This is a genomic window from Corynebacterium sp. HMSC08F01 (assembly GCF_001807545.1).
Taxonomy (GTDB): domain Bacteria; phylum Actinomycetota; class Actinomycetes; order Mycobacteriales; family Mycobacteriaceae; genus Corynebacterium; species Corynebacterium coyleae.
This window is the reverse complement of record NZ_KV789314.1, coordinates 110,124-132,487: the sequence shown is the minus strand read 5'-3', so window position 1 is coordinate 132,487 and position 22,364 is coordinate 110,124. Positions and strand designations below refer to the sequence as shown.

Here is a 22,364-nt window from a genome sequence, read left to right as displayed (position 1 = left end):
TGCGGGGCAGGCACGGTGCCAGGGTGAGGGATAAAAACCCGCACGTGAGACTTACAAGTAACCGAACTACTTTCTCCGAAGGAGACATTCCCATGGCAGTTGTAACCATGCGTGAACTCCTCGACGCAGGTGTCCACTTTGGTCACCAGACGCGTCGCTGGAACCCGAAGATGCGTCGCTTCATCTTCACGGAGCGCAACGGCATCTACATCATCGACCTGCAGCAGACGCTGACCTACATCGATGAGGCATACGAGTTTGTCAAGGAAACCGTCGCACACGGCGGCACCATCCTGTTCGTCGGCACCAAGAAGCAGGCACAGGAGCCGATCCAGGAAGAGGCGCAGCGCGTCGGCATGCCGTACGTCACGCACCGCTGGCTGGGTGGCATGCTCACCAACTTCCAGACCGTATCCAAGCGTATCGGTCGCATGAAGGAACTTCAGGCGATGGACGCAGCCGAGGACGGCTACGCAGGTCGCGGCAAGAAGGAAATCCTCATGCTGACCCGCGAACGCGTGAAGCTCGAGCGTGTCCTGGGTGGCATCTCTGAGATGACCAAGGCTCCATCCGCTCTCTGGATCGTGGACACCAACAAGGAGCACATCGCCGTCAACGAGGCGCAGAAGCTTCGCATCCCGGTCGTCGCTGTTCTGGACACGAACTGCGACCCGGATGTTGTCGATTTCCCGATCCCGGGCAACGACGACGCCATCGGCGCTGTCAAGCTGCTCACCCACGTCGTGGGCGAGGCTGTCATCGCTGGTAAGCAGCAGCGCGAAGAGCGTCAGCTCGCAGCTGCACGTGACGCTGCAGGCGACACCGACGCGAAGCGTCAGGCTGAGGCAGCCGAGGCTGCTGCACAGGCCGCTGCTTCCGACGAGGTTTCCGCAGCCGATGCTGCTAAGGCCGCTGTTGCTGCAGAGACCGCTGCTCCGCAGGAAGTTGCAGAGGTCGAGCAGCCGGCAGCCGTCCGCGCTGCTGAGCAGGCTGAGGGCAAGGACGCCTAAGTCTCAAGGACACTGCAAGTCCGCAACCCAGGCGTAAGCCGCCTGGCTTCGGCCAGGATTCACGCACACCCCGCGTTCCGCTCACGTCCGCCGATTACCGGCCGGGACGCGGCGGACCGGGGTGTTCGTATTTTCCACACGTGGCAAGTCATGCCGCCGGCCAGATCGTCGGCTACGCTTGAAACGGTTGAATACCTTTACGTAAAACTTTCACGAGGAGGATCGCCCAATATGGCGAACTACACTGCTGCTGACGTCAAGAAGCTCCGCGAGATCACCGGCTCCGGCATGCTCGACTGCAAGAAGGCACTCGAGGAAACCGACGGCGACTTCGACAAGGCCGTTGAGAACCTCCGCATCAAGGGTGCGAAGGACGTGGGCAAGCGCGCTGAGCGCAACGCCCTCGAGGGCCTCGTTGCTGTTTCCGGCAACACCATCGTGGAGATCAACTCCGAGACCGACTTCGTGGCGAAGAACCAGGAGTTCAAGGACATCGCCAACCAGATCGCTGAGGCTGCTGCTGCAGTGAAGGCGAACTCCCAGGAGGAGCTGGCAAAGGCCGACGTCAACGGTGAGACCGCACACGAGGTGCTGGAGCGCCTCTCCGCAAAGATCGGCGAGAAGCTCGAACTGCGCCGCGCTGCCACCATCGAAGGCGACAACATTGCCAAGTACCTGCACCAGAAGGCTGCTGACCTTCCGCCGGCAGTTGGCGTACTCGTTGCCTACAACGGTGACAACGCTGAGGCTGCACACCAGGTGGCTCTGCAGATCGCTGCTATGAAGGCTCGTTACCTCAACAAGGAGGCTGTCCCGGCCGACGTTGTTGAGAAGGAGCGTGCGGTTCAGGAAGAGATCACCCGCAACGAGGGCAAGCCGGAAGCTGCCATCGAGAAGATTGTCGAGGGCCGCATGGGTGGCTTCTTCAAGGACGTTGTCCTGCTCGACCAGCCGTCGCTGGCTGACTCCAAGAAGACCGTGAAGCAGTTCGCTGACGAGAACGGCATCGAGATCACCGACTTCGTCCGCTTCGAGGTCGGCCAGGCATAAGCCAGGCGAGAGGTTTCATAGCCTCACACGCGGTGCAACCCCGTACTGTCTGTCCCGATTAGGGGGACGGGTGGTGCGGGGTTGTCGTCGTTAAGCAAGCAGTTCTGAACTCAACGCGTTGCGTGGCTAAGATCGGTTCCGAACATTTTGCAATTGGCTGATCCGCGCAAAGGAGCGTTTTCGGTGACTGACCTCAACCCCAACCGCACAGGTTTCAAGCGAGTCATGCTGAAGCTGGGGGGTGAGATGTTCGGCGGCGGCAAGGTTGGCATCGACCCCGACGTAGTCGAGTCCGTCGCCCGCCAGATCGCAGATGTCGCGCGCTCCGGCACCGAGGTCGCTGTCGTGATCGGTGGCGGCAACTTCTTCCGCGGCGCTCAGCTGCAGCAGCGCGGCATGGACCGTGCGCGCTCGGACTACATGGGCATGCTCGGCACTGTCATGAACTGCCTTGCGCTGCAGGACTTCTTACAGCAGATGGGCATCGATTGCCGCGTCCAAACTTCGATCAACATGGCGCAGATTGCAGAGCCGTACCTGCCACTGCGTGCAGCACGCCACCTGGAGAAGGGCCGCGTGGTCATCTTCGGTGCGGGTATGGGTATGCCGTACTTCTCCACGGACACCACGGCCGCGCAGCGTGCGCTGGAGATCGGCTGCGAGGTGCTGCTCATGGCTAAGGGTGTGGACGGTGTCTACGACTCCGACCCGCGCGAGAACCCCGATGCGAAGCTCTACTCAGAGATTTCCCCTCGCGAGGTCATTGAACTTGGCCTCAAGGTTGCGGATGCCACCGCATTTAGTCTCTGTATGGACAACAACATGCCGATCCTGGTGTTTAACCTGCTCAAGGAAGGAAACATCGCCCGCGCGGTTGGCGGCGAGCAGGTAGGTACGCTAGTCGCCTAACAGCGTCTCAAAATGCTGCGCCACCGTGAGCAGTTCCGGCCCGGTGAGCGTAAGGCTGCCAAGGTGCACCCCGCCGAGTGCAATCGCAGGGGTGCCGAGCATGTTGTACAGCGAGCACCACGGTGACCATTCGGTTTGCGCGTGGAAGCTCGCTTCTGGCGTGAGAGAGGGGAAATAGCCGATCCGGGGTGGTGCGAATGCGAGCGTGGGGGAGAGCACTACATCGACGTCCCATTGGGAGGCGATGAGGTGAGGCAAATCCCGGCGGTGTTGCTCGGCGGCGTCAAGGTCGCTGTTGGTCAGCTTGTGGGATTGCTCGACGAGCCAGCCGATGTATCCGCTGTCGAGCGGATCCGTCAGGTTGAAACTCGCGGTGATTGTGGTCGTGAAGTGGGCGTAGGTTTCCAGCGATTCGCGATACGGCTTGAGCTGCACCACTTCAAAGTCGAGAGCACTCGCAAGCTTTTCGACGAGCGCACCTCGCCGATCCTCCACATCCGGCCGCGCGAAGATACCGTCGGTAAGCACACCGATTCGGAGCCGCTTGCCTTTGATGCGGCGGTGCCAACCCCACAACGTGAATTGGTCCGCGACGTCCTGGGTGAGAAACCCATGTGCGGCGATACCTTTGCTTGCGGGTTTGAAGCCGACGATCTCGCACGCTGCAGCTGGCACGCGTATGGATCCGCCGGCATCGGTGCCGTGTGCGGCGCGAACGGTGCCGTCGGCCACCACAACTGCGGCGCCAGTAGAAGAGCCACCTGGGGTGCAGCCGGGGTAGGCCGGCGACTCGAGCACGGGAACGTCAGGGCGCTCTGCGTAGCAGGTCGCGCCCAGCTCTGAGGTCAGCGTCTTGCCGTGGATGGCGACGCCGTGCGCCAAAAGATTGGAGATAAACGGATCGGTTGCTGTTGCGGTGTAGGCGCGTGCAGGGCTGCCGTGGGTAGTGGTCATGCCAGCAACGTCGGTGCCGTCTTTGACCGGAATCTGCCAACCAGCCAGACGTCCAACGTTTGGGCGCGGCCGCGTGTGTGTGCTTGGGGGCAACGTGAACGCGGGATGCAGCATGGCGCCAGTGTAGGTGCCAGTCGCGCTGGTAGGTTAGTAGGGACGCCGAATAGAGAAAAGGTAGGGTTTTCCCCATGATTGATGACGTATTGCTGGATGCCGAAGAGCGCATGACCGCCTCTGTTGAGCACGCTCGTGACGAGTTGGCCACGATTCGTACCGGACGTGCGAACCCGGCGATGTTCAACGGTGTGATGGCTGACTTCTACGGTGCACCGACGCCGATTAACCAGATGGCGACGATTTCCGTGCCGGAGCCGCGCATGCTGCTGATCAAGCCGTACGACATGTCCACCATGGGTGAGATCGAGAACGCAATCCGTAACTCTGATCTCGGTGTGAACCCGACGGATGACGGCCAGGTCATCCGTGTGTCTATCCCGCAGCTCACCGAGGAACGCCGCCGTGACCTGGTCAAGCAGGCGAAGCAGAAGGGCGAGGACGGCAAGATTGCCATCCGTAATATCCGTCGCCAGGGCATGGAAGCGCTGAAGAAGATTCAGAAAGACGGCGACGCTGGTGAGGATGAGGTCGTGACCGCCGAGAAGGCGCTGGACAAGACCACCCAGTCCTACGTTGCTCAGGTCGATGAGATCGTTCAGCGTAAGGAAGCCGAACTGCTGGAGGTCTAGCGTGCCTGCTGCTGATCAGGAGGAGCGCGCCACGCCGAGCCGCTGGCCGGTGCATGCGCCGAAGCCGAAGAACAACCCGGGGCGTGATCTGCCGACCGCCATTACGACCGGTGTTGTGCTCGGCGCGATTGTCATTGCCGCCGTATGGGTGGGGCCCAAAGCCTGGTACCCACTTGTCGCCGTCGCTGTAGCAGGAGCGATGTGGGAGGTGATGACCCGGCTGCGGGAAGCTGGTTACCAGCAGCCGCGCACACTGCTGATCATCATGGCCCAACTCATGCTGTGGTCCTCCGTGCCGTATGGCACTACAGGGCTCGTGGCGGGTTTTGCCTTCACCGTTCTAGTTGTCATGTTCTGGGGGATGTTCCACCAGGGCAGGAATAAGCGACCAGAGAATTACCTGCGCGACACGGCAGTGAGTCTGTTCGTGCTTGCGTGGATTCCGCTGTTTGGCACGTTCGCCGCAATGATTTCCTTGATTAGCCAAGGTGGGGTGGATGGTTCCGCCTACATTGTGGCGTTCATGCTGTGCGTTGTTGCCAGCGATGTGGGTGGTTTCGCTGCAGGCGTGATGTTTGGCTCGCACCCGATGGCGCCGGCAATTAGCCCGAACAAGTCCTGGGAGGGCTTCGCTGGGTCGATCGTTGCCGGAAGCATCACCGGCATCTTAGTGGTCACGCTGCTCATTCACGGCCCGTGGTGGATGGGCGTTGTGCTCGGCATCGCTTTAGTGATTTGCGCAACGATGGGAGATTTGGTGGAAAGCCAGTTCAAGCGTGAACTGGGCATCAAAGACATGTCCAACCTGCTGCCAGGGCATGGTGGCATCATGGATCGACTTGACGGGATGCTTCCCGCAGCAGCGGCGACCTACATCTTGCTCACGACCATCACGCTTATGAGCGCCTAAGCACAGACCTAGTAATTCGAAAACATTCGTGCGACATGCAAAGATGGGGCGCACTATGAGTGATTTTCCCGAGATCAAACTGCTCGCCCCAAAGCGTGGCATGCCGCCAAAGCACTTCGCTGATCTGTCGGCACAGGAGCGAATCGACGCGTTGAAGGAACTCGGGCTGCCGAAGTTCCGTGCTGATCAGATCGCGCGTCACTATTACGGCAAGTTTGAGGCAGATCCGCTGACGATGACGGATCTGCCCGAGAACCAGCGTCAGCTTGTCAAGGACGCACTTTTTCCCACGTTGTTGACCCCCGTGCGCACCGTGGAGACCGACAACGGTGATACCACGAAGACGCTGTGGCGTCTGCACGATGGCATCTTGCTGGAGTCGGTGCTGATGCGTTACCCAGGTCGCGCGACGTTGTGCATCTCCTCGCAGGCTGGCTGCGGCATGGCATGCCCGTTCTGTGCGACCGGTCAGGGTGGCCTGGACCGTAACCTGTCCACCGCGGAGATCGTGGACCAGGTGCGCGCTGCGGCCGCAATGATGGAGGCAGAAGGCTCCCGCCTATCCAACATTGTGTTTATGGGGATGGGGGAGCCACTGGCTAACTACAAGCGTGTGGTCTCTGCTGTTCGCCAGATTACGCAGCCGTCGCCTGCTGGCTTCGGCATCTCCCAGCGCAACGTGACGGTATCCACTGTCGGACTTGCACCGCAGATTCGTATGCTCGCGGATGAAGGGCTGTCCTGCACACTCGCAGTGAGTCTGCACACACCGGACGATGAATTGCGCGACGAGTTGGTCCCGATCAACAACCGCTTCGAGGTAGCCGAAGTGCTTGATGCGGCCCGCTACTACGCGGACCAGACGGGGCGCCGTGTCTCCATTGAGTACGCCTTGATTCGCGACATGAACGATCAGAACTTCCGCGCTGACATGTTGGGCAAGAAGCTTCACAGCGCGTTGGGTTCGCTGGTGCACGTCAATCTCATTCCGCTCAACCCGACACCGGGATCGAAGTGGGATGCGTCGCCGAAGGATCGGCAGGACGAGTTCGTCCGCCGTGTGATCGCCCAAGGCGTGCCTTGCACGGTGCGCGACACCAAGGGCCAGGAGATCGCGGCTGCCTGCGGGCAGTTGGCAGCCGACGAAAAAACTGGCTAGTCCGCTCAGGCAGACGGCATGAAAATACCGCCGCACCTTCGTTGGAAGGTGCGACGGTATTTCGTCGAAAAGATTTTAGAGGGCGTGCTTGCCGGTCTTGGATTCGACCTCGATGACCTCTACGTTTTCGCGTGCCTGCGCCGGTGCAGTGTTGCGCAGGTGTGCAACACGGCTCGGCTCGATGTTGAGGGCGCGCAGCTGGCTATCGGTCAGCGACTCGTAGACGTCGCCGGAGAGGGTGGCCTGGTCGTAGGTCCAGTCACGCTCCACGTAGCCGACCGGCTTGTTGTGCGACGTCACGGTGCGCACCTGGTTGAGCTTCGGCTTGGTAGCCAGAAGGATCAGTGCGAGAGCAATGAGGACGGCCAGTGCGATGAGCCAAATGGTCTCAACGTGGCCCTGGTGGTTGCCAAAGTTGTAGGCGACGAGGAACGCGACGGAAATCCAACCTGCCAGCTGGATGGCGCGGTCGCTCAGCGCACTCCAACCAAATTTGGCGGACGGGACGTCAGCCTCGGATACACCGTTGTACACCTGGGGTGCGCTTTCCTTTGCGTGGGCCACTGCAACGCTCCTTGTTAACACGGGATCGATCGCAAACACGATCACCTGGAAATGATGAAACTATCGCTGCCCATCATCGCACACAGAGCGCGAAAAAGGTGACAATAGCCCCCAATGTGTTCAAACTTTCGCACCACCTCGGGGGTTTAATCCAGTTCAAGTGCCGAAATGAATCAAAACGTGTCACAATGGTTGCGTGCGAAACGTTGTAATTTTAGGTTCGACCGGTTCCATTGGCTCACAGGCTGTGGAGGTGATCCGCGAAAACCGCGACAAGTTCAACATTGTCGGGATTGCCATTGGTGGCGCCAATCCTAAGGCTGCTATTGAGCAGGCGCAGGAGTTTGGCCTGAGCGCCGACCAGATTGCCGTGCGCAATATTGAGGGTGCGAAGGAAGTCTCCCGTGCGCTTGGCGGTTACGTGATCACTGGCGAGAACTCCGCTGCTGCGCTCGTTGAATCGCAGGAAGCTGACGTGGTGCTCAACGCACTCGTTGGTGCCTCGGGCCTGCCGGCAACCATGGCTGCGCTGCGCTCGGATGCGACACTTGCGTTGGCTAACAAAGAATCGCTTGTAGCGGGTGGCCGTATCGTGCTCGACGCTGCAAAGCCGGGTCAGATTGTTCCGGTTGATTCGGAGCACTCGGCAATGGCGCAGTGCATGCGCGGCACTCGCCGTAGCGAAATCGCTCGCCTTGTTCTTACCGCATCGGGTGGTCCGTTCCGTGGCTGGGAGCGCGAGGGTCTCATGGAGGTGACCACGGAAGAAGCCGTGGTACACCCGACCTGGTCGATGGGAACGATGAACACCATTAACTCTTCGACTCTGGTGAACAAGGGCCTTGAGCTGATTGAGGCGGCCATGTTGTTCGACATGGATCCGGACAAGATCGACGTCACGATTCACCCGCAGTCCGTGATTCACTCGTTGGTCACGTTTACGGACGGTGCAACGCTTGCACAGGCTTCGCCGCCGTCGATGAAGCTGCCTATCGCGCACGCGCTGGATTGGCCGAACCGTGTGCCGGATGTGCAGGAGCCGTTGGATTTCTCGCAGGCATTCTCGTGGGAGTTTGAGCCGCTGGACAACGAGGTGTTCCCTGCTGTGTGTCTGGCCCGTGAGGTGGCCAAGAAGGGTGATCCGTACCCGGCTATTTACAACGCTGCTAACGAAGCAGCGGTAGAGGCGTTCTTCGCGGGTCGCATTAAGTTCCCGGAGATCGTGGACATTATCGGGGAGGTCCTGGACGAGGCCGACGAGTTCGCCGCAGTCCCGAGCGATGTGTTTGATGTGATGCGGGTTGAGTCCCGTACGCGTGAGCGAGTCGCCGCGGCGATTGCGCGCATTGAGCGTTAGACCCTTGAGGTGCGGGCGGTGTGCCCGCACCTCTTCGCTGTGTGTGCTGTGGGGTGAAGCGCGATGAGTGTGTTGGGGATTGTGCTTTTCGCGCTTGCAATCACTGCTTCGATTGCGCTGCACGAAGCAGGCCACATGTTCACTGCGCGTGCGTTTGGCATGCGAGTGCGCCGGTTTTTTGTCGGTTTCGGGCCAACGTTGTGGTCGGTGAAACGGGGCGGAACAGAGTATGGGATTGCTGCGCTGCCGTTCGGTGGGTTCTGTGACATTGCGGGGATGACGGCGATGGATCCGGTCACCGAGGAGGAAGCGCCGCACGCGATGGTGAAAAAGCCTGCGTGGCAGCGTATTGCGGTGCTCTCCGGCGGGATCGTGATGAACATCTTGATCGGCGTCGTGATCATTTTTGGGGTTGCTGTCTCATCAGGTATCCGGAACCCGTACGCGGATTTCACCCCGAAGGTGGGCCAGGTCGTCTGTGTTGCCGACCAGGTGGATGAGAAGACTCTGGCGGAGTGCAGCGGACCTGGTCCTGCGGGCCAAGCGGGTGTACAGGTGGGCGACACGTTGGTTGCGGTCGACGACGAACCAATCGAGACATTCGCGGATCTGCGTACTTATGTTGCGCAGCGTCCGGGGGAGATGGTCGCGCTTGAGGTGGAGCGCGGTGGGTCGTCGCAAAGCATTGATGTCCCCGTGGCGCGGGTCGAGCGCATCGATCCTTCGACGGGCGAGCGTATCGACGTCGGCGCGGTGGGCATCGCCGCAGCTCCGGTCAAGGATGCGGTGAAGCAATTCGGGCCTGTCGAGGCGGTGCCGGCGACGGCCAAGTTTACCGGTCAGATGCTTCGTGCGTCCGTTGACGGGTTGATGGCGTTTCCGGGCAAGATCCCGGGGGTTGTCGCATCGATCTTCGGCGGGGAGCGCGACATTGAGGGCCCCATCAGTGTGATTGGGGCCTCGCGCACCGGCGGCGAGCTGGTGGAACGCGACCAGTGGCCGGCGTTTTGGATGATGCTGGCCAGCCTGAACTTCTTCCTGGCGTTGTTTAATCTCGTGCCGCTTCCACCGCTTGATGGTGGCCATATTGCGGTGGTTATTTACGAGAAGATTCGCAATGCTTTGCGACGACTCCGTGGCCTGCCACCAGTCGGCCCGGCAAACTACGAGAAGCTGATGCCACTGACCTATTTCATGGCGGCGCTGCTGCTTGTTGTCGGTGTGTTGGTGATGGCGGCAGACGTGGTCAACCCCGTCAATCTTTTTGGGTGACGGTGCTAGAGTTATCCACCATGAGTACCCCCATCGGATTAGGCATCCCTGAAGGTCCGGCACCCACCCTGGCCCCACGTCGTAAGACCCGCCAACTGATGGTTGGAGGTGTCGGTGTTGGCTCCGATCACCCGATCACGGTGCAGTCGATGACCACGACGAAGACGCACGACATCAACGCCACCTTGCAGCAGATCGCGCAGTTGACCACGGCTGGCTGCGACATTGTGCGTGTCGCATGCCCGAAGACGGTCGATGCGGAAGCGTTGCCAGCAATTGCTGCAAAGTCGCCGATCCCGGTGATCGCCGATATTCACTTCCAGCCGAAGTACATCTTCGCTGCGATCGACGCCGGTTGCGCAGCTGTGCGTGTGAACCCGGGCAACATCAAGGAGTTCGACGGCCGCGTCAAGGAGGTTGCAAAGGCAGCCGGTGACGCAGGCATCCCGATCCGTATCGGCGTCAACGGTGGCTCGCTGGATAAGCGCCTGCTGGAGAAGTACGGCAAGGCCACGCCAGAAGCGCTGGTGGAGTCCGCGATCTACGAGGCTGGCTTGTTCGAAGAGTACGGCTACGGCGATATTGCGATTTCCGTAAAGCACTCGGACCCGGTGCTGATGGTCGAGGCGTACCGCCAGTTGGCAGAGAAGACGGATTACCCGTTGCACCTCGGTGTGACGGAAGCTGGTCCGAAGTTCATGGGCACGATTAAGTCGTCCGTCGCCTTCGGTGCCCTGTTGTCGCAGGGTATCGGCGACACGATTCGTGTGTCTCTTTCCGCTGACCCGGTGGAAGAGATCAAGGTCGGTGACCAGATTCTGCAGTCGATGAACTTGCGTCCGCGCAAGTTGGAGATCGTTTCCTGCCCGTCCTGTGGTCGCGCCCAGGTGGACGTGTACAAGTTGGCCGAGGAGGTCACCGCTGGCCTGGATGGTATGGAGTTCCCGCTGCGTGTGGCCGTCATGGGCTGTGTTGTCAACGGTCCGGGCGAGGCGCGCGACGCTGACCTTGGTGTAGCTTCCGGTAACGGTAAGGGCCAGATCTTTGTCAAGGGCGAGGTTGTGGAGACCGTGCCGGAGTCGAAGATTGTGGAAACGCTGATTGCTCACGCGCTGCGTATTGCTGAGGAGCAGGGCCTCGAGGAGGTCGCTGGCGCCAAGGCTGAGGTCAAGGTCACCCGCTAGTATGCGTCGTGTCGTCGCAGTTGTTGCCGGGGTGGTGCTTGCGTCGTCGATAAGCGCATGCACCCCGCGCCCCAATGATGCTGAGCCAGCAGCGAGTGCGTTTTTGGAGGCGCTGGAGCGTCGCGACGTCGAGTCGTCTGCGATTGACAATCCGACGTCCGCGGCTGATTCCACGAACGCGACCTGGGATGGTTTGCAGGCAGAAGACGTCACGGCGACGCTGAAAGATGTGCGCCAGGAGGAGAATCTAGCCACCGCGACGTACGAGTTGGCGTGGCAATTGCCGCGTGACCGTGAGTTGAAGTACGACGCGCAGATGACGCTGACACAATCTGGCGAGAAGTGGACTGTGCGCTGGCAACCGTCGGTGTTGCACCCGCGTCTGGGTGCGCACCAGCATTTGGAGCTGCGTGCGATCGCTCCCGCACAGGCGAGTGTCGTGTCCTCTGATGGGGTGGAGTTGTTAAAGCCCGGCATCGCGTATCGGGTGTTGGTGGATACCAACGAGATGCGCACCGCCGGTGCTGCGGCATCTGCGATCAGCGGTGCTCTCGCCCGGGCGCACGAGCAGGACCGTGGCGTGCCGCTCCGCGATGCAGACACGTTGAAGGACGAGCTCGAGCGCGCCTCCGGTGTGTATTCGGTGGCGGTGGTGCCGGCAGCAGCGCGAGATGCTGTTGAAGCAGCGCTTAGCGACGAACCCGGTGTCCGGCTCAACGAAGAAGCCGCCATGGTCAACGCAAAGCCGGGTTTCGCGCCCGACATTATGGCGCGCGTGGGCGAGTTGGTGCGCGATGATCTGGTTGGTGATTCCGGCTGGAGCGTCGACATTGTCAACGAAAATGGTGCGTCGTACGAGGAGATCACCCGTCAGGATCCCGCACCGGCGCCGGCGGTGCACATCAGCTTGGATCACCGCGTCCAGGAAGCCGCTGAGCGTGCGCTCGAACCCGTTGCCGGGCAGCAGGCCATGATTGTGGCCATCAGGCCGTCTACGGGCGGGATTCTGGCTATTGCGCAGACCCCGGCTGCGGATGCGCAAGGCAATCTGGCGACGATGGGCCAGTACCCGCCTGGCTCGACATTTAAGATCATCACCGCAGCGGCGGGGCTTGCACGGCAAGGGCTCACACCAGGCTCGCCGGTGCCGTGTCCGGGCCCGATGAACCTGTATGGGCGCATCGTGACCAACTACGGAGGCTTCAGCCTCGGCACCGTGCCGTTGGAGACGGCGTTTGCGCGTTCGTGCAACACCACGTTTGCGGACATGTCGACGCGTCTCGCCCCAGGTGAGTTGCAGGACGTGGGTAAGCAGTTTGGTCTCGGGGTCGATATGCAGATCCCAGGGGTAGAGACAATCACTGGCTCGATCCCGGTCGGGGAGGAGCCCCTCGACCGCACTGAGGCCGGCTACGGCCAGGGCCTCGACCTTGCCAGCCCTTTCGGCATGGCACTGGTTTCTGCGACGGCCGCGCGTGGGTCATTGCCGGTGCCGTACCTGGTGCAGGGCGAGGAAACGAAACTCAGCGAGGACGTGCAGCCCCTTCCACCGGAAGCGATCGATCAGCTGCGCCAGATCATGGCTGCCGTGACCGGGCCGGGCGGTACCGCAGGCGGCATGAGTGCCGGCGGCGATATTCGCGGCAAAACCGGCGAGGCCGAAATCAACGGTGGGTCCCACTCCTGGTTCACCGGCTACCGCGTGGAAGACGACATCGCGTTTGCAACCCTGGTGGTCCTCGGCGGTGGTTCTGAAGCGGCAGTCGCGCTGACGAACACGATGCTTGCCAACTTGCCGCTGGGGTAGATCAGAAAGCTGGCTAGCTGCCGCAGGGCCAATTTGCTCGCGGTACTACCATGGCGTTTATGAATCCAAGAGGACTACTTACACCAGGTAAACCGACCCCAGTGCGTAAGGTCCCGGACCACATTGAGCGTCCGGAGTACGCCTGGAAAGACGATGTGCAGGAAAACGTCGGCGAACCCGTCATCCAAACGCCCGAGACGATCGAGGCGATGCGCGAGGCATCCAAGATCGCCGCGAACGCCCTCGCCCTTGCTGGTGCGGCGGTTGCGCCGGGCAAAACCACCGATGAGATCGACGGCATTGTGCACGACTACCTCATCGAACACGGTGCGTACCCCTCCACGCTTGGATACCGCGGCTTTACAAAGTCTTCCTGTGTGTCCCTGAACGAGATCGTGTGCCACGGCATCCCGGATACGACGGTGATCCAGGAAGGCGACATTGTCAACATTGACGTCACTGCTTACAAGAATGGTGTACACGGCGACACCAATGCCACATTTTTCGCTGGCAAGGTTGCACAGGAACACAAGGACCTTGTGGACCGTACCTACCAGGCCATGATGCGCGGTATCAAGGCAGCAAAGCCGGGCCGCGAGATCAACGTCATCGGGCGCGTTATCGAGGCGTACGCGAAGCGTTTCGGCTACAACGTAGTCACCGACTTCACCGGACACGGTGTGGGCACGACTTTCCATAACGGTCTCGTCGTCCTGCACTATGACTCGGATGCCTACACGGATGTTCTCGAGCCGGGGATGACGCTGACCGTCGAGCCGATGATCAACCTGGGTGAGTTGCCGTACACCGTGTGGGACGACGGCTGGACGGTACAGAACGTCGATGGTGAGTACACCGCGCAGTTCGAGCACACCATCGTGATCACTGACGATGGCAACGAGATTCTCACGATCCCGGACGCCGATGTAGCAGCAGGCCAGCACATGCTGGGGGAGTAGACGTCGCACTGGTAGATGCATATGTGCCCCGCAGGGAACGTTCCCTGCGGGGCACATTTTTGTTGGATGCAAAGCCGAGACTGACCAAAGCAAAAACCCGCTGCCGGAGCAGCGGGTTTCTATCGTCCTACGACGAAGTTGACTTAGAACTTCGGCAGCTGGATGAAGCCGTTGTAGGAAGCGAAGTTGATGCCAGCGATCACGAGGCCGACGAGAGCACCGATACCAGCGACGATGGTGCCGTCGATCCAGTAGCGTGCCCACTGCGGGACAGCCTCAGGGTTGGTCTTCTCGCCGAAAGCATCGGTCGGGTAGAACGGGGTCGCGGTGTCCTTCTCGTCGAAGTACTTGGAGGAACCCTTGCCGTTGAACAGGCCTGCGGTGCCGTCCTTGACAACGTCGCCGAAGGACTTGTCGCCCTCCTGCTTGCCAGCGAAGATGACCTGCTTGTCCTTGTCGGACTTCTTCTCTTCCGGCTTCTTGGTGTCGGTCTGGCCGTTCTGCTCGGCAGTAGCGGTGGTCTCCGGATCCTTGTTTTCCTCAGCGGAAGCGATAGCGGTGCCGCCAACGAAGACGGTCAGAGCGGTTGCGGAAGCAACTGCAGCGGTGCGGAAGTTACGCATCTTATTCCTTCTTTCGAAATGTGAGTTGGAAGTGGTTAGCGGAAATCCGCGTTATTAGAACTTCACCGGGCCGTGAACGATGAAGTTGTACAGCGGGCCAACAATGAGGCCGATGACTGCGGAGACAGCGGTGAAGACGGTCAGGCCGTAAGCAGCCTGAGCGTACTTAGGCTGGTTGTTGAAGCCGTTTTCCTGCTTTTTGGTGCCGAAGATTGCGCGGCCATCAACACCGTTGACCTTGACGTCGCCGTTCTCGTCCTTGCTCCAAACGCCGAGCTTGTTGCCCAGCTTGGTGGAGGAACCGTTGGTCTTCTCAGCGTCGTTGTCGACGCCCGGCTTCTGGTCGCGGACCGGTGCCGGGTAAGAGGTGTACGTCGGGGTCGGGGTTGCCTCCGGCTTCTTGGTCTCAGCGGTTGCGACTGCGGTGGAGCCGAATGCCACAGCGACGGCGGTTGCGCCGGCGAGGGCTGCCTTACGGAAATTACGCATGAAACGAAATCCTTCTCTGATAGTTCTTGCACGACGTCCGGGTGGAATTCAAAGAAGTCCAGGGGCATTGAGCTCCTAGGACCGATAGCAAGCCTTAGAGGCTCGGTCCCGGTGTCTGCAACGACAATAGCCGATCGTTTCCAGCATCGTGCAAGTTTGGTGTGCGATTTGATGCAAAGATCATCAAAAGGTTGGAGTCTCTGTGTGTCCGCTGGGAATGATTGCGGGTTGATAACAATCGCAACGTGCACTTTTCGCTTCTTGGGCAGTTGTCGCAGCGGTTTTGCTGAATGGCCCCCAAATTAGGGGGTAAAGGATAGGTTTAGACTTCTTTGAAAGTCAGATCAAGGCCCAGGATCGCGTTTTCCGTCACTTCAGCAAGTGCTGGATGGATCCAGTATTGGCTGCGTGGGAACTCGCGAAGGTCGAGGTCGTAGGCCATGACGGTAATCATTTGCTGAATCAGGGTCGACGCCTGTGGGCCCATGTAGTGCGCGCCAAGCAGTTTGCCGGTGGTGCGATCCGCGATGAGTTTCACCAGTCCGGTGCTGTCCTCCAGCGCCCAGCCGTATGCAACGTCGCCATAGTTCTGGACCTTGACGGTGACATCGTGGCCGGCCTCGATTGCTTGCTGCTCGGTCAGGCCGACGGTGGCGATCTGCGGGTGGGTGAAGATCGCCGACGGCACGTGGTCGTGCGGCATCGGGACGAGCGCGCCGTTGCCGCGCCACGTTGCCAGCACGTTGTGGGTCACCGCACGCATCTCGGCGTTGGCAACGTGCTTGAGTTGGTAGGGGGAAGAGAGATCACCAAGCGACCACACACCCTCAGCGGTCGTGCGGCCGAACTCGTCGACTTTTACGCGGCCGTCGTCATGCGTCTCGATGCCTCCCGCCTCAACATTGAGGGTGTCGCTGTTCGGGATACGGCCGGTGGCGATGAGGAGGGCGTCGGAGGTCACCTGGGTGTCGTCGTCAAGTGTGAGCGTCACCTGGCCGCCATCCTCAGTGGCGGATGCGACCGTGCGGCCGATGTGGGTGGTGTAGCGCTGTGTGGCGATCTCGTTGAACGGATCGCGCAGATCCTCGTCGAGCGGACGCAGGAGGGGAGAGCGGCTGATGATGGTTACGTCGGTGCCCAGGGCATCGAAGACGTGCGCAAACTCCATGGCGATAAAGCCGCCGCCAACGATGGTCATCGACTTTGGCAGTTCGTCGAGGCGCATGACGTCCTCGTTGGTGTGATAGGTGACGCCCTTGGCCCACTCGGGGATAAACGGACGCGCACCGGCGGCGAGAATGATCGTGTCTGCGGTAATCGTTTCCTCTACGCCGCCGCGACCCGTCTTTAGGGTCTTCGGCCCGACAAAGGAGGCCTCCATGTCGTAGACGGTGACGTTGTCGCACTCATTGCGGCGGTAGTTTTCGCCGCCCTTAGCGATGAGGTCGATCCGGTTATCAAAAACACGTTCCTTGATGGCATCCCAGTCGGCGCCATGGAACTCAAGATCAACACCGAGTTTGCCGGCCTCGCGTGCGGCAAAGGCGTGCTCGGCGGCCAGGACGTACATCTTCGTCGGGATGCAACCCACGTTCAGGCACGTTCCACCGAATTTGCCCTTTTCGACGATAGCGACCTTCTTGTCATCGAAGTCCGGGGTCAGGATCGAGTTGCCGGAACCGGTGCCCACGATAATGAGGTCGTAGTGGGTGGAATTCGTCGCCACAGCAGACATGCTCGTCTCCTCTATATATATGTATGGATTGGGTTTAGACGTTACTGCGCCCCGGTGAGATCGTCTAGCCACGTAAACGTCGCCTTGAACGCGGACTCGCGGGCATGGCGTTCGGAGAGGAAAACGTCGTGGCGGGCGCCGTCGATAACTCGCACTTGTGAATCTTTCCCAAGTGTCGGGGCCCAACGCTGGATCTGGTCGACATCAAGCACGGTATCGGCCGTGTCGGCAGCGGGGGAGTACTCCTTGCCCAGGTATGAGTGCGAAGAGCACAGGGTCAGCGTTGGCACGCCGGTATCAACGTTGCCCTTGTGGATTTGTTCCTGTCCTTTAAGTACTGCCCGGATCCAGCCGAAGTACTTGCGGTGACCGACCAGCGGTTTCCAGGTGGTGTTGAAGCTCCATTCGCCGTGTTTGCTCTCGTGGATAGAGGTGCCATAGGTACCCAGCCCGCCGCCCGGCAGTGGGATAGACGGGAAAATGGCTCCAAGCGTGTTCAGTACTGGGCGCAGGAGCTTCACCTGCCAGGTCGGGTACTGCAGGTCCAACCACGGGCTGTTGAGCGCGATTCCTTGAAGCAGTGCATGATCCGCGGGCGATTCTCGTCGTAAATGATCCGCCCACAGCGGAACAATCAACCCGCCAGTGGAGTGTGCGAGCACAACGACCGAGCCATGCTCGCGCGCGATGAGCCGCAGCGCCGTCGTGAGTTCCTCGAAGTAACGACGCATATCCAGCGTGAAGTGGAAGCGCTGGCCCTTCGTGTGCGCGCGGCCACAACGGCGCAGATCCAAGGCGTAAAAGGGGAAATCGTGCTGGGCAAACTCGTCGGCAACATGGTTGTGGAAGAAGTAGTCCGACATGCCGTGGACCCACAGCACCGCGGGCTTGTTGCTTGTCGACGACCTCACGTCCCGGACCAACACCGCCTCTGGCGCATGTCCCGTGTCGGGGTCCTTATCTAATTGCAGACGCGCATGCTCGTAATTTTTACCGAGCACGTCCGGTTTCCAGGTAAGTGTGTCGAGGGATGCTTCTTCTGTTTGATTCATGGGGCTGATGATACTGACCCGAAAGCGGGTGTGGGCCGTGTCATAATTCGGGCCTATGCACGTTCCGGTGCAGATAGACGTAGAATGTCTGTACTCCAAAAATTGTCGAAACACTATAAGGATGACTACGCATGTCTGACAACGGTGGTAATAAGTACGCGGACGAGGTGGACATCCTGCACGTTGGCGCTGGCATTATGAGCGCCACCCTGTGCTCGATGTTGCACGAACTGGAGCCCGAGTGGAGCCAGGTGATCTTCGAGCGCCTCGATGGTCCCGCCGAGGAATCCTCGTACGCGTTCAACAACGCTGGTACGGGTCACTCCGCTCTCTGCGAACTGAACTACACCCCGGAAAAGAACGGTCGAATCGACGTCTCTAAGGCGATGGCGATCAACGAGAAGTTCCAGGTCGCTCGCCAGTTTTGGTCCCACCAGGTAGAAAACGGTGTGATCAAGGACCCGCGCGCCTTTATCAACCCGGTGCCGCACGTTTCCTTCGCCCAGGGCGAAGACCAGATTGCATACCTGCGTAAGCGCTACGACAAGCTTTCTGCGAACCACATGTTCCCGGAGATGCAGTTCACCGATGACCGCGAGAAGTTCGCTGAGAAGCTGCCGCTGATGGCGCAAGGCCGCGACTTCGACGCTGAGCCGGTCGCAATTTCCTGGACTGATGCCGGCACTGACATCAACTACGGCTCGCTGACCAAGCAGTTCCTGGAGTCCGCTCAGGAAAGCGGCACCAAGATCCGCTACGGTCACGAGGTCCTCAACCTCAAGCGTGAGGGCAACTTCTGGAAGGTCACCGTGAAGAACGTTCGCACCGGTGACAAGCAGGTCGTTCGTGCACGCTTCGTGTTCATCGGCGCTGGCGGGTACGCCCTGGACCTGCTGCGCAAGGCAGGCGTTCCAGAAGTTCACGGCTACGCAGGCTTCCCGATCTCCGGTTTGTGGCTCAAGACCACCAACCCGGAACTCGTCCAGCAGCACAAGGCAAAGGTGTACGGCAAGGCCAAGGTTGGTGCCCCGCCGATGTCTGTTCCGCACCTGGACCTGCGCGTTGTCGATGGCGAAGAGTCCCTGCTGTTCGGCCCGTACGGCGGCTGGACTCCGAAGTTCTTGAAGGAAGGCTCCTACCTGGACCTGTTCAAGTCCATCCGTCTGGACAACATCCCGTCCTACCTCGGTGTCGCGGCAACCAACATCGGCCTGGTCAAGTACCTGGTTGAGGAGGTTTTCCGTAACTTCGACGGCAAGATGGACGTGCTGCATGAGTACTACCCGATGGCAGACGGCAAGGACTGGGACGTTGTCGTCGCCGGTCAGCGCGTGCAGGTGATCAAGCCGGCAGCATTCCCGCGTTTCGGCACCTTGGAGTTCGGTACCGCCCTGGTCAACGACCAGAACGGCACCATCGCGGGCATCCTCGGCGCATCCCCGGGCGCATCGATTACCCCGGCTGCGATGCTCGAGCTGTTGGAGCGTTGCTTCGGTGAGCGCATGATCGAGTGGGCTGACAAGCTCCACGAGATGTTCCCGACGTACGGCAAGTCGCTCAAGCACGACAAGAAGGCGTACGAGGAGCAGTGGGCATGGACCCAGAAGACGCTGAAGCTCGAGGATTAATCCGCTCGCTTCACTGAACTGGCTGCCCTACGTCCCGCAGAAGGTGACGTAGGGCAGTTGTCCTTCCGGCCGGGTCATCCATTCGGGCCCGGCCTGTTCGTTGTACGGGTCGGATACTGCCGCGAGCAGTCCGTTGTACTTCGCGTAATCACCGTGCAACTCAGCGGCGTCTATCGCATCCTGCAGCATGTGGTTGCGCGGGACGAAGATCGGTCCTGGATCGCCGTTGATGCCGTGTTCGCGGTTGTAGGTGGTGATGTCGGTGGCGTTGTTGAGCCCCTCGTGGTCGTCGCCGATCCAACGCTGCCACGCCTCGTCCCAGGTTGGCTGGACTGTTTTGATGTAGGCGTCAACATAATCCTGGCCCAGCAAGGGGTAAAGCGCCTCTGCCAGGCGGGCCATGTTCCAGGCGATGATGCTCGGTTGGTTGCCAAAGGCGTAGCGGCCTTGCCTGTCGATGGACGAAAACGATGCTGTGGCTTCGAAGCGCTCTGTAAAAGCGCACGGGCCGTAGTCGATCGTTTCGCCCGAGAGTGCCACGTTGTCAGTGTTCATCACCCCGTGGACGAAACCGATGCGCATCCAGTGCGCAACCAGGTCGAAGTGGCGGCGGGTGACGGTTTCGAGCAGGCTGGCTGCATTGTCGAAACCGGCAGCGGTGACGATCTGGCGTACAAGGTCCTCGGATTGCGTTGCCGCGTACTGGACGCTGCCGACACGAAGATGGCTTTTCGCCACGCGGACCACGATGCCGCCGGGTACGGCGCCGTTTTGGCGGATCACCTTTTCGCCGGTGGTAAGTACTGCGAGGGAACGTGTCGTCGGTACGCCGACGGCGTGCATGAACGTAGAGACGAGGTGTTCGCGCAACATCGGGCCGATCGCACCGACGCCGTCAGATCCACGCCGTGAAAACACTGTCAGGCCGGATCCTTTGAGTTGGATCTCGTGGCCGGCGATGTTGCCGAGCAGCAACGCGCGGCCGTCGCCAAGCAATGGCACAAACTGACCGAACTGATGGCCCGCATATGCCAATGCGTGCCCGCCCTGGGCGCCGGTAAGCCAGGCGAGGCCGTCGCTGCTACGCAACCAAGCGACATCGAGCCCAAGTTCTACTGCGAGAGGCTCGTTGAGGGCAACCATCTGGGGGTTCTCAAAACTTCTGCCTGGTTCAGCGTGGGCGAGCTCGGGCAGGTTCTCGGCGAATGTGTGGTCGAGCTGGGGTCGTGTCATGGTGCCACCCTAGACTGTGTCGCTATGACGAAAGGCCACATCACTCTTGTCGGCGGCGGCCCAGGCGCATGGGACCTGCTCACCATCCGAGGCTTGCGCGCGCTGGAAGCAGCGGACGTAATCCTTGCGGACCATCTTGGGCCGGCCGCGGAGCTTGAGGATTTTCTGGATCTGACCGGCAAAGAAGTCGTAGACGTGGCCAAGTTGCCCTACGCGCGCCAGGTCGCGCAGGAGCGTATCAACGAGATGCTGGTGTCCTATGCGCGTGAGGGCAAGCAGGTCGTGCGGCTCAAAGGCGGCGACCCGTACGTGTTCGGTCGCGGCTTTGAGGAGCTGCAGGCATGCGCGACTGCCGGTCTTGAGTGCTCGGTAATCCCGGGCGTGACGTCCGCGGTGTCCGTTCCTGCGGCGGCAAACGTGCCCGTGACGCAACGCGGGGTGACGCATGCGTTCACCGTGGTGTCGGGACACTTGCCGCCGGAGCATCCCAAGTCGCTCGTGGATTGGTCCGCGCTTGCACAGGTCGGTGGCACTATCGTGGTGGTGATGGGGGTGCGCAACGTGCGTGCGATCGTCGAGAAGCTGCTGGAGGCATCGCTGTCCCCGGATACGCCCGCAGCGGTGATCCAGGAAGGCGAAACCGACGCGCAGCGCGTGTTCTTCGCTACCGCCGCCACCTTGCCAGATGTGATGGAGAACAACGATGTGACTTCGCCTGCTGTGTACGTTTTTGGGGAGGTCGCAGGCCTTGCGCACGCTGGATAGTCTGATTTGGGACACGGCCGATGTTGCTGCGGGAGAGGTCGTCCTCGTGTGCAACGACCCGACACTCGATCTCACCCGCACCGCACTCGCTGCTGGGGCGAAGGTCGTGTTTTTGGACTCCGACTACTCACGCTGCCAGGAAGCAGCGTCGCTCGGTGCGGAGATTGCGGGCGATATGCGTATCGACGACTACCTTGCCGGCTCTTCAGGCACAGCCGTTGCCATTGGGGAGATGCCGAAGTCCCTGGCGCGGCTGGACTACCTGGCACGCTCGATTGCGGGAGCTGGGTTTGCTTCGGCGCGGGTGGTGTTCGGCGCGAACAATAAACACTTGTCTCGTGGCATGAATGTGGTGCTGGGCGAATCGTTCGACCAGGTGGCGGCCTCCCGTGGGCGCGGGAAGTTTCGCTGTCTTGTGGCGTCTGGGCCGCGCGAGGTGTCCTATGAGCCCGTACGCGGCGATGGACTTGTCGCCATCGGAGGCGTGTTCTCAGGGGCGAAGCCCGACCGTGGTGGGGAACTGCTGCGCTCCTGCCTGCCGGCAGAGCCTGGACGACTGTTGGACCTGGGGTGCGGCAACGGCTCTGTCACGCGTGGCTTGGAGGCAGTGGCCACAGACGCTGACGCAGACGCGGTGCTCTCCGCCCGCGCCATCGGGCTGGAAGCGACCTGGGATGACGCCGGCTCACAGTTCCCGGACGGCTCCTTCGACACCATTGCGCTCAACCCACCGTTCCACGACGGGACCACCGTCGACGCAACCCTCGTCCAGCACCTCCTCGACGCCTCCAAGCGACTACTCGCGCCGGGCGGCACGCTCTACCTGGTCCACAATTCGCACCTGCGTTACCGCGGCGAGGTGGAGCAAAGGTTCGGCGCCGTGGAGCAGGTCACCCGCGATAAGACCTTCACGGTCCTGCGTGCTTCACTCTAGAGTGTGGTACCGTATTGCGGTACC

General features: G+C 60.7%; 21 protein-coding genes. 14 read left to right on the top strand and 7 right to left on the bottom strand.

What is annotated here, in order from left to right; translation table 11 throughout:
• Nucleotides 1-92: 92 nt before the first annotated feature.
• From rpsB to pyrH, 3 genes are all read left to right on the top strand, one after another.
• Entirely contained in the window at nucleotides 93-1,010 is a 918-nt protein-coding gene (gene rpsB / locus HMPREF3171_RS07150) for a 30S ribosomal protein S2 (protein WP_070422264.1), read from the top strand.
• A 231-nt stretch (nucleotides 1,011-1,241) separates the two neighbouring features.
• Nucleotides 1,242-2,060: a translation elongation factor Ts gene (tsf, locus tag HMPREF3171_RS07145; protein ID WP_070422265.1), complete on the top strand. Its 819-nt coding sequence runs from the start codon at nucleotides 1,242-1,244 to the stop codon at nucleotides 2,058-2,060.
• 225 nt (nucleotides 2,061-2,285) lie between these two features.
• On the top strand, nucleotides 2,286-2,969 hold the full coding sequence (pyrH, locus tag HMPREF3171_RS07140; protein ID WP_070422390.1) for a UMP kinase: 684 nt from the start codon (nucleotides 2,286-2,288) through the stop codon (nucleotides 2,967-2,969).
• On the opposite strand, the gene HMPREF3171_RS07135 is transcribed toward pyrH, so the two are convergent.
• Nucleotides 2,958-4,037, bottom strand: coding sequence for an amidase family protein (locus HMPREF3171_RS07135; protein WP_141743378.1), 1,080 nt, complete (start codon nucleotides 4,035-4,037; stop codon nucleotides 2,958-2,960). The genes pyrH and HMPREF3171_RS07135 overlap by 12 nt on opposite strands.
• A gap of 74 nt (nucleotides 4,038-4,111) precedes the next feature.
• Here HMPREF3171_RS07135 and frr point away from each other — a divergent pair, with 74 nt between their 5' ends.
• The 3 genes from frr to rlmN are packed head-to-tail and all read left to right on the top strand — an operon-like array spanning nucleotide 4,112 to nucleotide 6,738.
• The gene (frr, locus tag HMPREF3171_RS07130) at nucleotides 4,112-4,669 is read left to right on the top strand and encodes a ribosome recycling factor (protein WP_070422266.1); all 558 of its coding nucleotides are present in this window, start codon (nucleotides 4,112-4,114) and stop codon (nucleotides 4,667-4,669) included.
• Nucleotide 4,670: 1 nt separating this feature from the next.
• Nucleotides 4,671-5,579, top strand: coding sequence for a phosphatidate cytidylyltransferase (locus HMPREF3171_RS07125; RefSeq protein ID WP_070422267.1), 909 nt, complete (start codon nucleotides 4,671-4,673; stop codon nucleotides 5,577-5,579).
• A gap of 55 nt (nucleotides 5,580-5,634) precedes the next feature.
• The gene (rlmN, locus tag HMPREF3171_RS07120) at nucleotides 5,635-6,738 is read left to right on the top strand and encodes a dual-specificity RNA methyltransferase RlmN (protein ID WP_070450991.1); all 1,104 of its coding nucleotides are present in this window, start codon (nucleotides 5,635-5,637) and stop codon (nucleotides 6,736-6,738) included.
• Nucleotides 6,739-6,813: 75 nt separating this feature from the next.
• Here the strand turns inward: rlmN and HMPREF3171_RS07115 are convergent, their stop codons facing one another.
• On the bottom strand, nucleotides 6,814-7,302 hold the full coding sequence (locus HMPREF3171_RS07115; RefSeq protein WP_083292009.1) for a DUF2631 domain-containing protein: 489 nt from the start codon (nucleotides 7,300-7,302) through the stop codon (nucleotides 6,814-6,816).
• 196 nt (nucleotides 7,303-7,498) lie between these two features.
• On the opposite strand from HMPREF3171_RS07115, the gene dxr reads away from it, so the two are divergent.
• The 5 genes from dxr to map all read left to right on the top strand — a co-directional run bounded on the left by dxr (nucleotide 7,499) and on the right by map (nucleotide 13,881).
• Nucleotides 7,499-8,659, top strand: a complete 1,161-nt coding sequence (gene dxr / locus HMPREF3171_RS07110) for a 1-deoxy-D-xylulose-5-phosphate reductoisomerase (protein ID WP_070483892.1) — start codon at nucleotides 7,499-7,501, stop codon at nucleotides 8,657-8,659.
• 63 nt (nucleotides 8,660-8,722) lie between these two features.
• Nucleotides 8,723-9,931 carry a M50 family metallopeptidase gene (locus HMPREF3171_RS07105; RefSeq protein WP_070483891.1) on the top strand — a complete coding sequence of 403 codons (1,209 nt, stop codon included), beginning with the start codon at nucleotides 8,723-8,725 and terminating at the stop codon, nucleotides 9,929-9,931.
• Between the two features lie 20 nt (nucleotides 9,932-9,951).
• Entirely contained in the window at nucleotides 9,952-11,115 is a 1,164-nt protein-coding gene (ispG, locus tag HMPREF3171_RS07100; RefSeq protein ID WP_070422393.1) for a flavodoxin-dependent (E)-4-hydroxy-3-methylbut-2-enyl-diphosphate synthase, read from the top strand.
• A 1-nt stretch (nucleotide 11,116) separates the two neighbouring features.
• Nucleotides 11,117-12,922: a penicillin-binding transpeptidase domain-containing protein gene (locus HMPREF3171_RS07095; protein WP_070483889.1), complete on the top strand. Its 1,806-nt coding sequence runs from the start codon at nucleotides 11,117-11,119 to the stop codon at nucleotides 12,920-12,922.
• A 59-nt stretch (nucleotides 12,923-12,981) separates the two neighbouring features.
• Nucleotides 12,982-13,881 carry a type I methionyl aminopeptidase gene (gene map, locus HMPREF3171_RS07090; RefSeq protein ID WP_168161887.1) on the top strand — a complete coding sequence of 300 codons (900 nt, stop codon included), beginning with the start codon at nucleotides 12,982-12,984 and terminating at the stop codon, nucleotides 13,879-13,881.
• A 143-nt stretch (nucleotides 13,882-14,024) separates the two neighbouring features.
• Here map and HMPREF3171_RS07085 read toward each other — a convergent pair whose 3' ends face one another.
• The 4 genes from HMPREF3171_RS07085 to HMPREF3171_RS07070 form a co-directional block, all read right to left on the bottom strand.
• Nucleotides 14,025-14,504: a hypothetical protein gene (locus HMPREF3171_RS07085; RefSeq protein ID WP_070450996.1), complete on the bottom strand. Its 480-nt coding sequence runs from the start codon at nucleotides 14,502-14,504 to the stop codon at nucleotides 14,025-14,027.
• 54 nt (nucleotides 14,505-14,558) lie between these two features.
• Nucleotides 14,559-14,993 (bottom strand): hypothetical protein, encoded by a 435-nt coding sequence (locus HMPREF3171_RS07080; protein WP_070450997.1) that lies wholly within the window; start codon nucleotides 14,991-14,993, stop codon nucleotides 14,559-14,561.
• 322 nt (nucleotides 14,994-15,315) lie between these two features.
• On the bottom strand, nucleotides 15,316-16,728 hold the full coding sequence (gene mtr, locus HMPREF3171_RS07075) for a mycothione reductase (protein WP_070483885.1): 1,413 nt from the start codon (nucleotides 16,726-16,728) through the stop codon (nucleotides 15,316-15,318).
• Nucleotides 16,729-16,769: 41 nt separating this feature from the next.
• Complete coding sequence (locus tag HMPREF3171_RS07070; RefSeq protein ID WP_070483884.1) at nucleotides 16,770-17,780, bottom strand: alpha/beta hydrolase; 1,011 nt, start codon at nucleotides 17,778-17,780, stop codon at nucleotides 16,770-16,772.
• Nucleotides 17,781-17,911: 131 nt separating this feature from the next.
• Here HMPREF3171_RS07070 and mqo point away from each other — a divergent pair, with 131 nt between their 5' ends.
• Nucleotides 17,912-19,408, top strand: a complete 1,497-nt coding sequence (gene mqo, locus HMPREF3171_RS07065; protein ID WP_070483883.1) for a malate dehydrogenase (quinone) — start codon at nucleotides 17,912-17,914, stop codon at nucleotides 19,406-19,408.
• Nucleotides 19,409-19,435: 27 nt separating this feature from the next.
• On the opposite strand, the gene HMPREF3171_RS07060 is transcribed toward mqo, so the two are convergent.
• The gene (locus tag HMPREF3171_RS07060; protein WP_070483880.1) at nucleotides 19,436-20,641 is read right to left on the bottom strand and encodes a protein adenylyltransferase SelO family protein; all 1,206 of its coding nucleotides are present in this window, start codon (nucleotides 20,639-20,641) and stop codon (nucleotides 19,436-19,438) included.
• A 24-nt stretch (nucleotides 20,642-20,665) separates the two neighbouring features.
• On the opposite strand from HMPREF3171_RS07060, the gene cobA reads away from it, so the two are divergent.
• Together cobA and HMPREF3171_RS07050 are read left to right on the top strand one after the other, a co-directional pair.
• Nucleotides 20,666-21,406, top strand: a complete 741-nt coding sequence (cobA, locus tag HMPREF3171_RS07055) for a uroporphyrinogen-III C-methyltransferase (protein WP_070483879.1) — start codon at nucleotides 20,666-20,668, stop codon at nucleotides 21,404-21,406.
• Nucleotides 21,390-22,340: a class I SAM-dependent methyltransferase gene (locus HMPREF3171_RS07050; RefSeq protein ID WP_070451002.1), complete on the top strand. Its 951-nt coding sequence runs from the start codon at nucleotides 21,390-21,392 to the stop codon at nucleotides 22,338-22,340. Before cobA ends, HMPREF3171_RS07050 begins: the two co-directional genes overlap by 17 nt.
• The last annotated feature ends 24 nt before the right edge of the window (nucleotides 22,341-22,364 follow it).

Bases quoted from the DNA above. Each gene is read 5' to 3' on its own strand.
- HMPREF3171_RS07085 (WP_070450996.1), bottom strand. From the start codon at position 14,504: ATGCGTAACTTCCGCACCGCTGCAGTTGCTTCCGCAACCGCTCTGACC.
- HMPREF3171_RS07070 (WP_070483884.1), bottom strand. From the start codon at position 17,780: ATGAATCAAACAGAAGAAGCATCCCTCGACACACTTACCTGGAAACCG.
- cobA (WP_070483879.1), top strand. From the start codon at position 20,666: ATGACGAAAGGCCACATCACTCTTGTCGGCGGCGGCCCAGGCGCATGG.
- rlmN (WP_070450991.1), top strand. From the start codon at position 5,635: ATGAGTGATTTTCCCGAGATCAAACTGCTCGCCCCAAAGCGTGGCATG.
- map (WP_168161887.1), top strand. From the start codon at position 12,982: ATGAATCCAAGAGGACTACTTACACCAGGTAAACCGACCCCAGTGCGT.
- HMPREF3171_RS07080 (WP_070450997.1), bottom strand. From the start codon at position 14,993: ATGCGTAATTTCCGTAAGGCAGCCCTCGCCGGCGCAACCGCCGTCGCT.
- HMPREF3171_RS07105 (WP_070483891.1), top strand. From the start codon at position 8,723: ATGAGTGTGTTGGGGATTGTGCTTTTCGCGCTTGCAATCACTGCTTCG.
- ispG (WP_070422393.1), top strand. From the start codon at position 9,952: ATGAGTACCCCCATCGGATTAGGCATCCCTGAAGGTCCGGCACCCACC.
- pyrH (WP_070422390.1), top strand. From the start codon at position 2,286: ATGCTGAAGCTGGGGGGTGAGATGTTCGGCGGCGGCAAGGTTGGCATC.
- tsf (WP_070422265.1), top strand. From the start codon at position 1,242: ATGGCGAACTACACTGCTGCTGACGTCAAGAAGCTCCGCGAGATCACC.
- mqo (WP_070483883.1), top strand. From the start codon at position 17,912: ATGTCTGACAACGGTGGTAATAAGTACGCGGACGAGGTGGACATCCTG.
- mtr (WP_070483885.1), bottom strand. From the start codon at position 16,728: ATGTCTGCTGTGGCGACGAATTCCACCCACTACGACCTCATTATCGTG.
- HMPREF3171_RS07135 (WP_141743378.1), bottom strand. From the start codon at position 4,037: ATGCTGCATCCCGCGTTCACGTTGCCCCCAAGCACACACACGCGGCCG.
- rpsB (WP_070422264.1), top strand. From the start codon at position 93: ATGGCAGTTGTAACCATGCGTGAACTCCTCGACGCAGGTGTCCACTTT.
- HMPREF3171_RS07060 (WP_070483880.1), bottom strand. From the start codon at position 20,641: ATGACACGACCCCAGCTCGACCACACATTCGCCGAGAACCTGCCCGAG.
- HMPREF3171_RS07095 (WP_070483889.1), top strand. From the start codon at position 11,117: ATGCGTCGTGTCGTCGCAGTTGTTGCCGGGGTGGTGCTTGCGTCGTCG.
- frr (WP_070422266.1), top strand. From the start codon at position 4,112: ATGATTGATGACGTATTGCTGGATGCCGAAGAGCGCATGACCGCCTCT.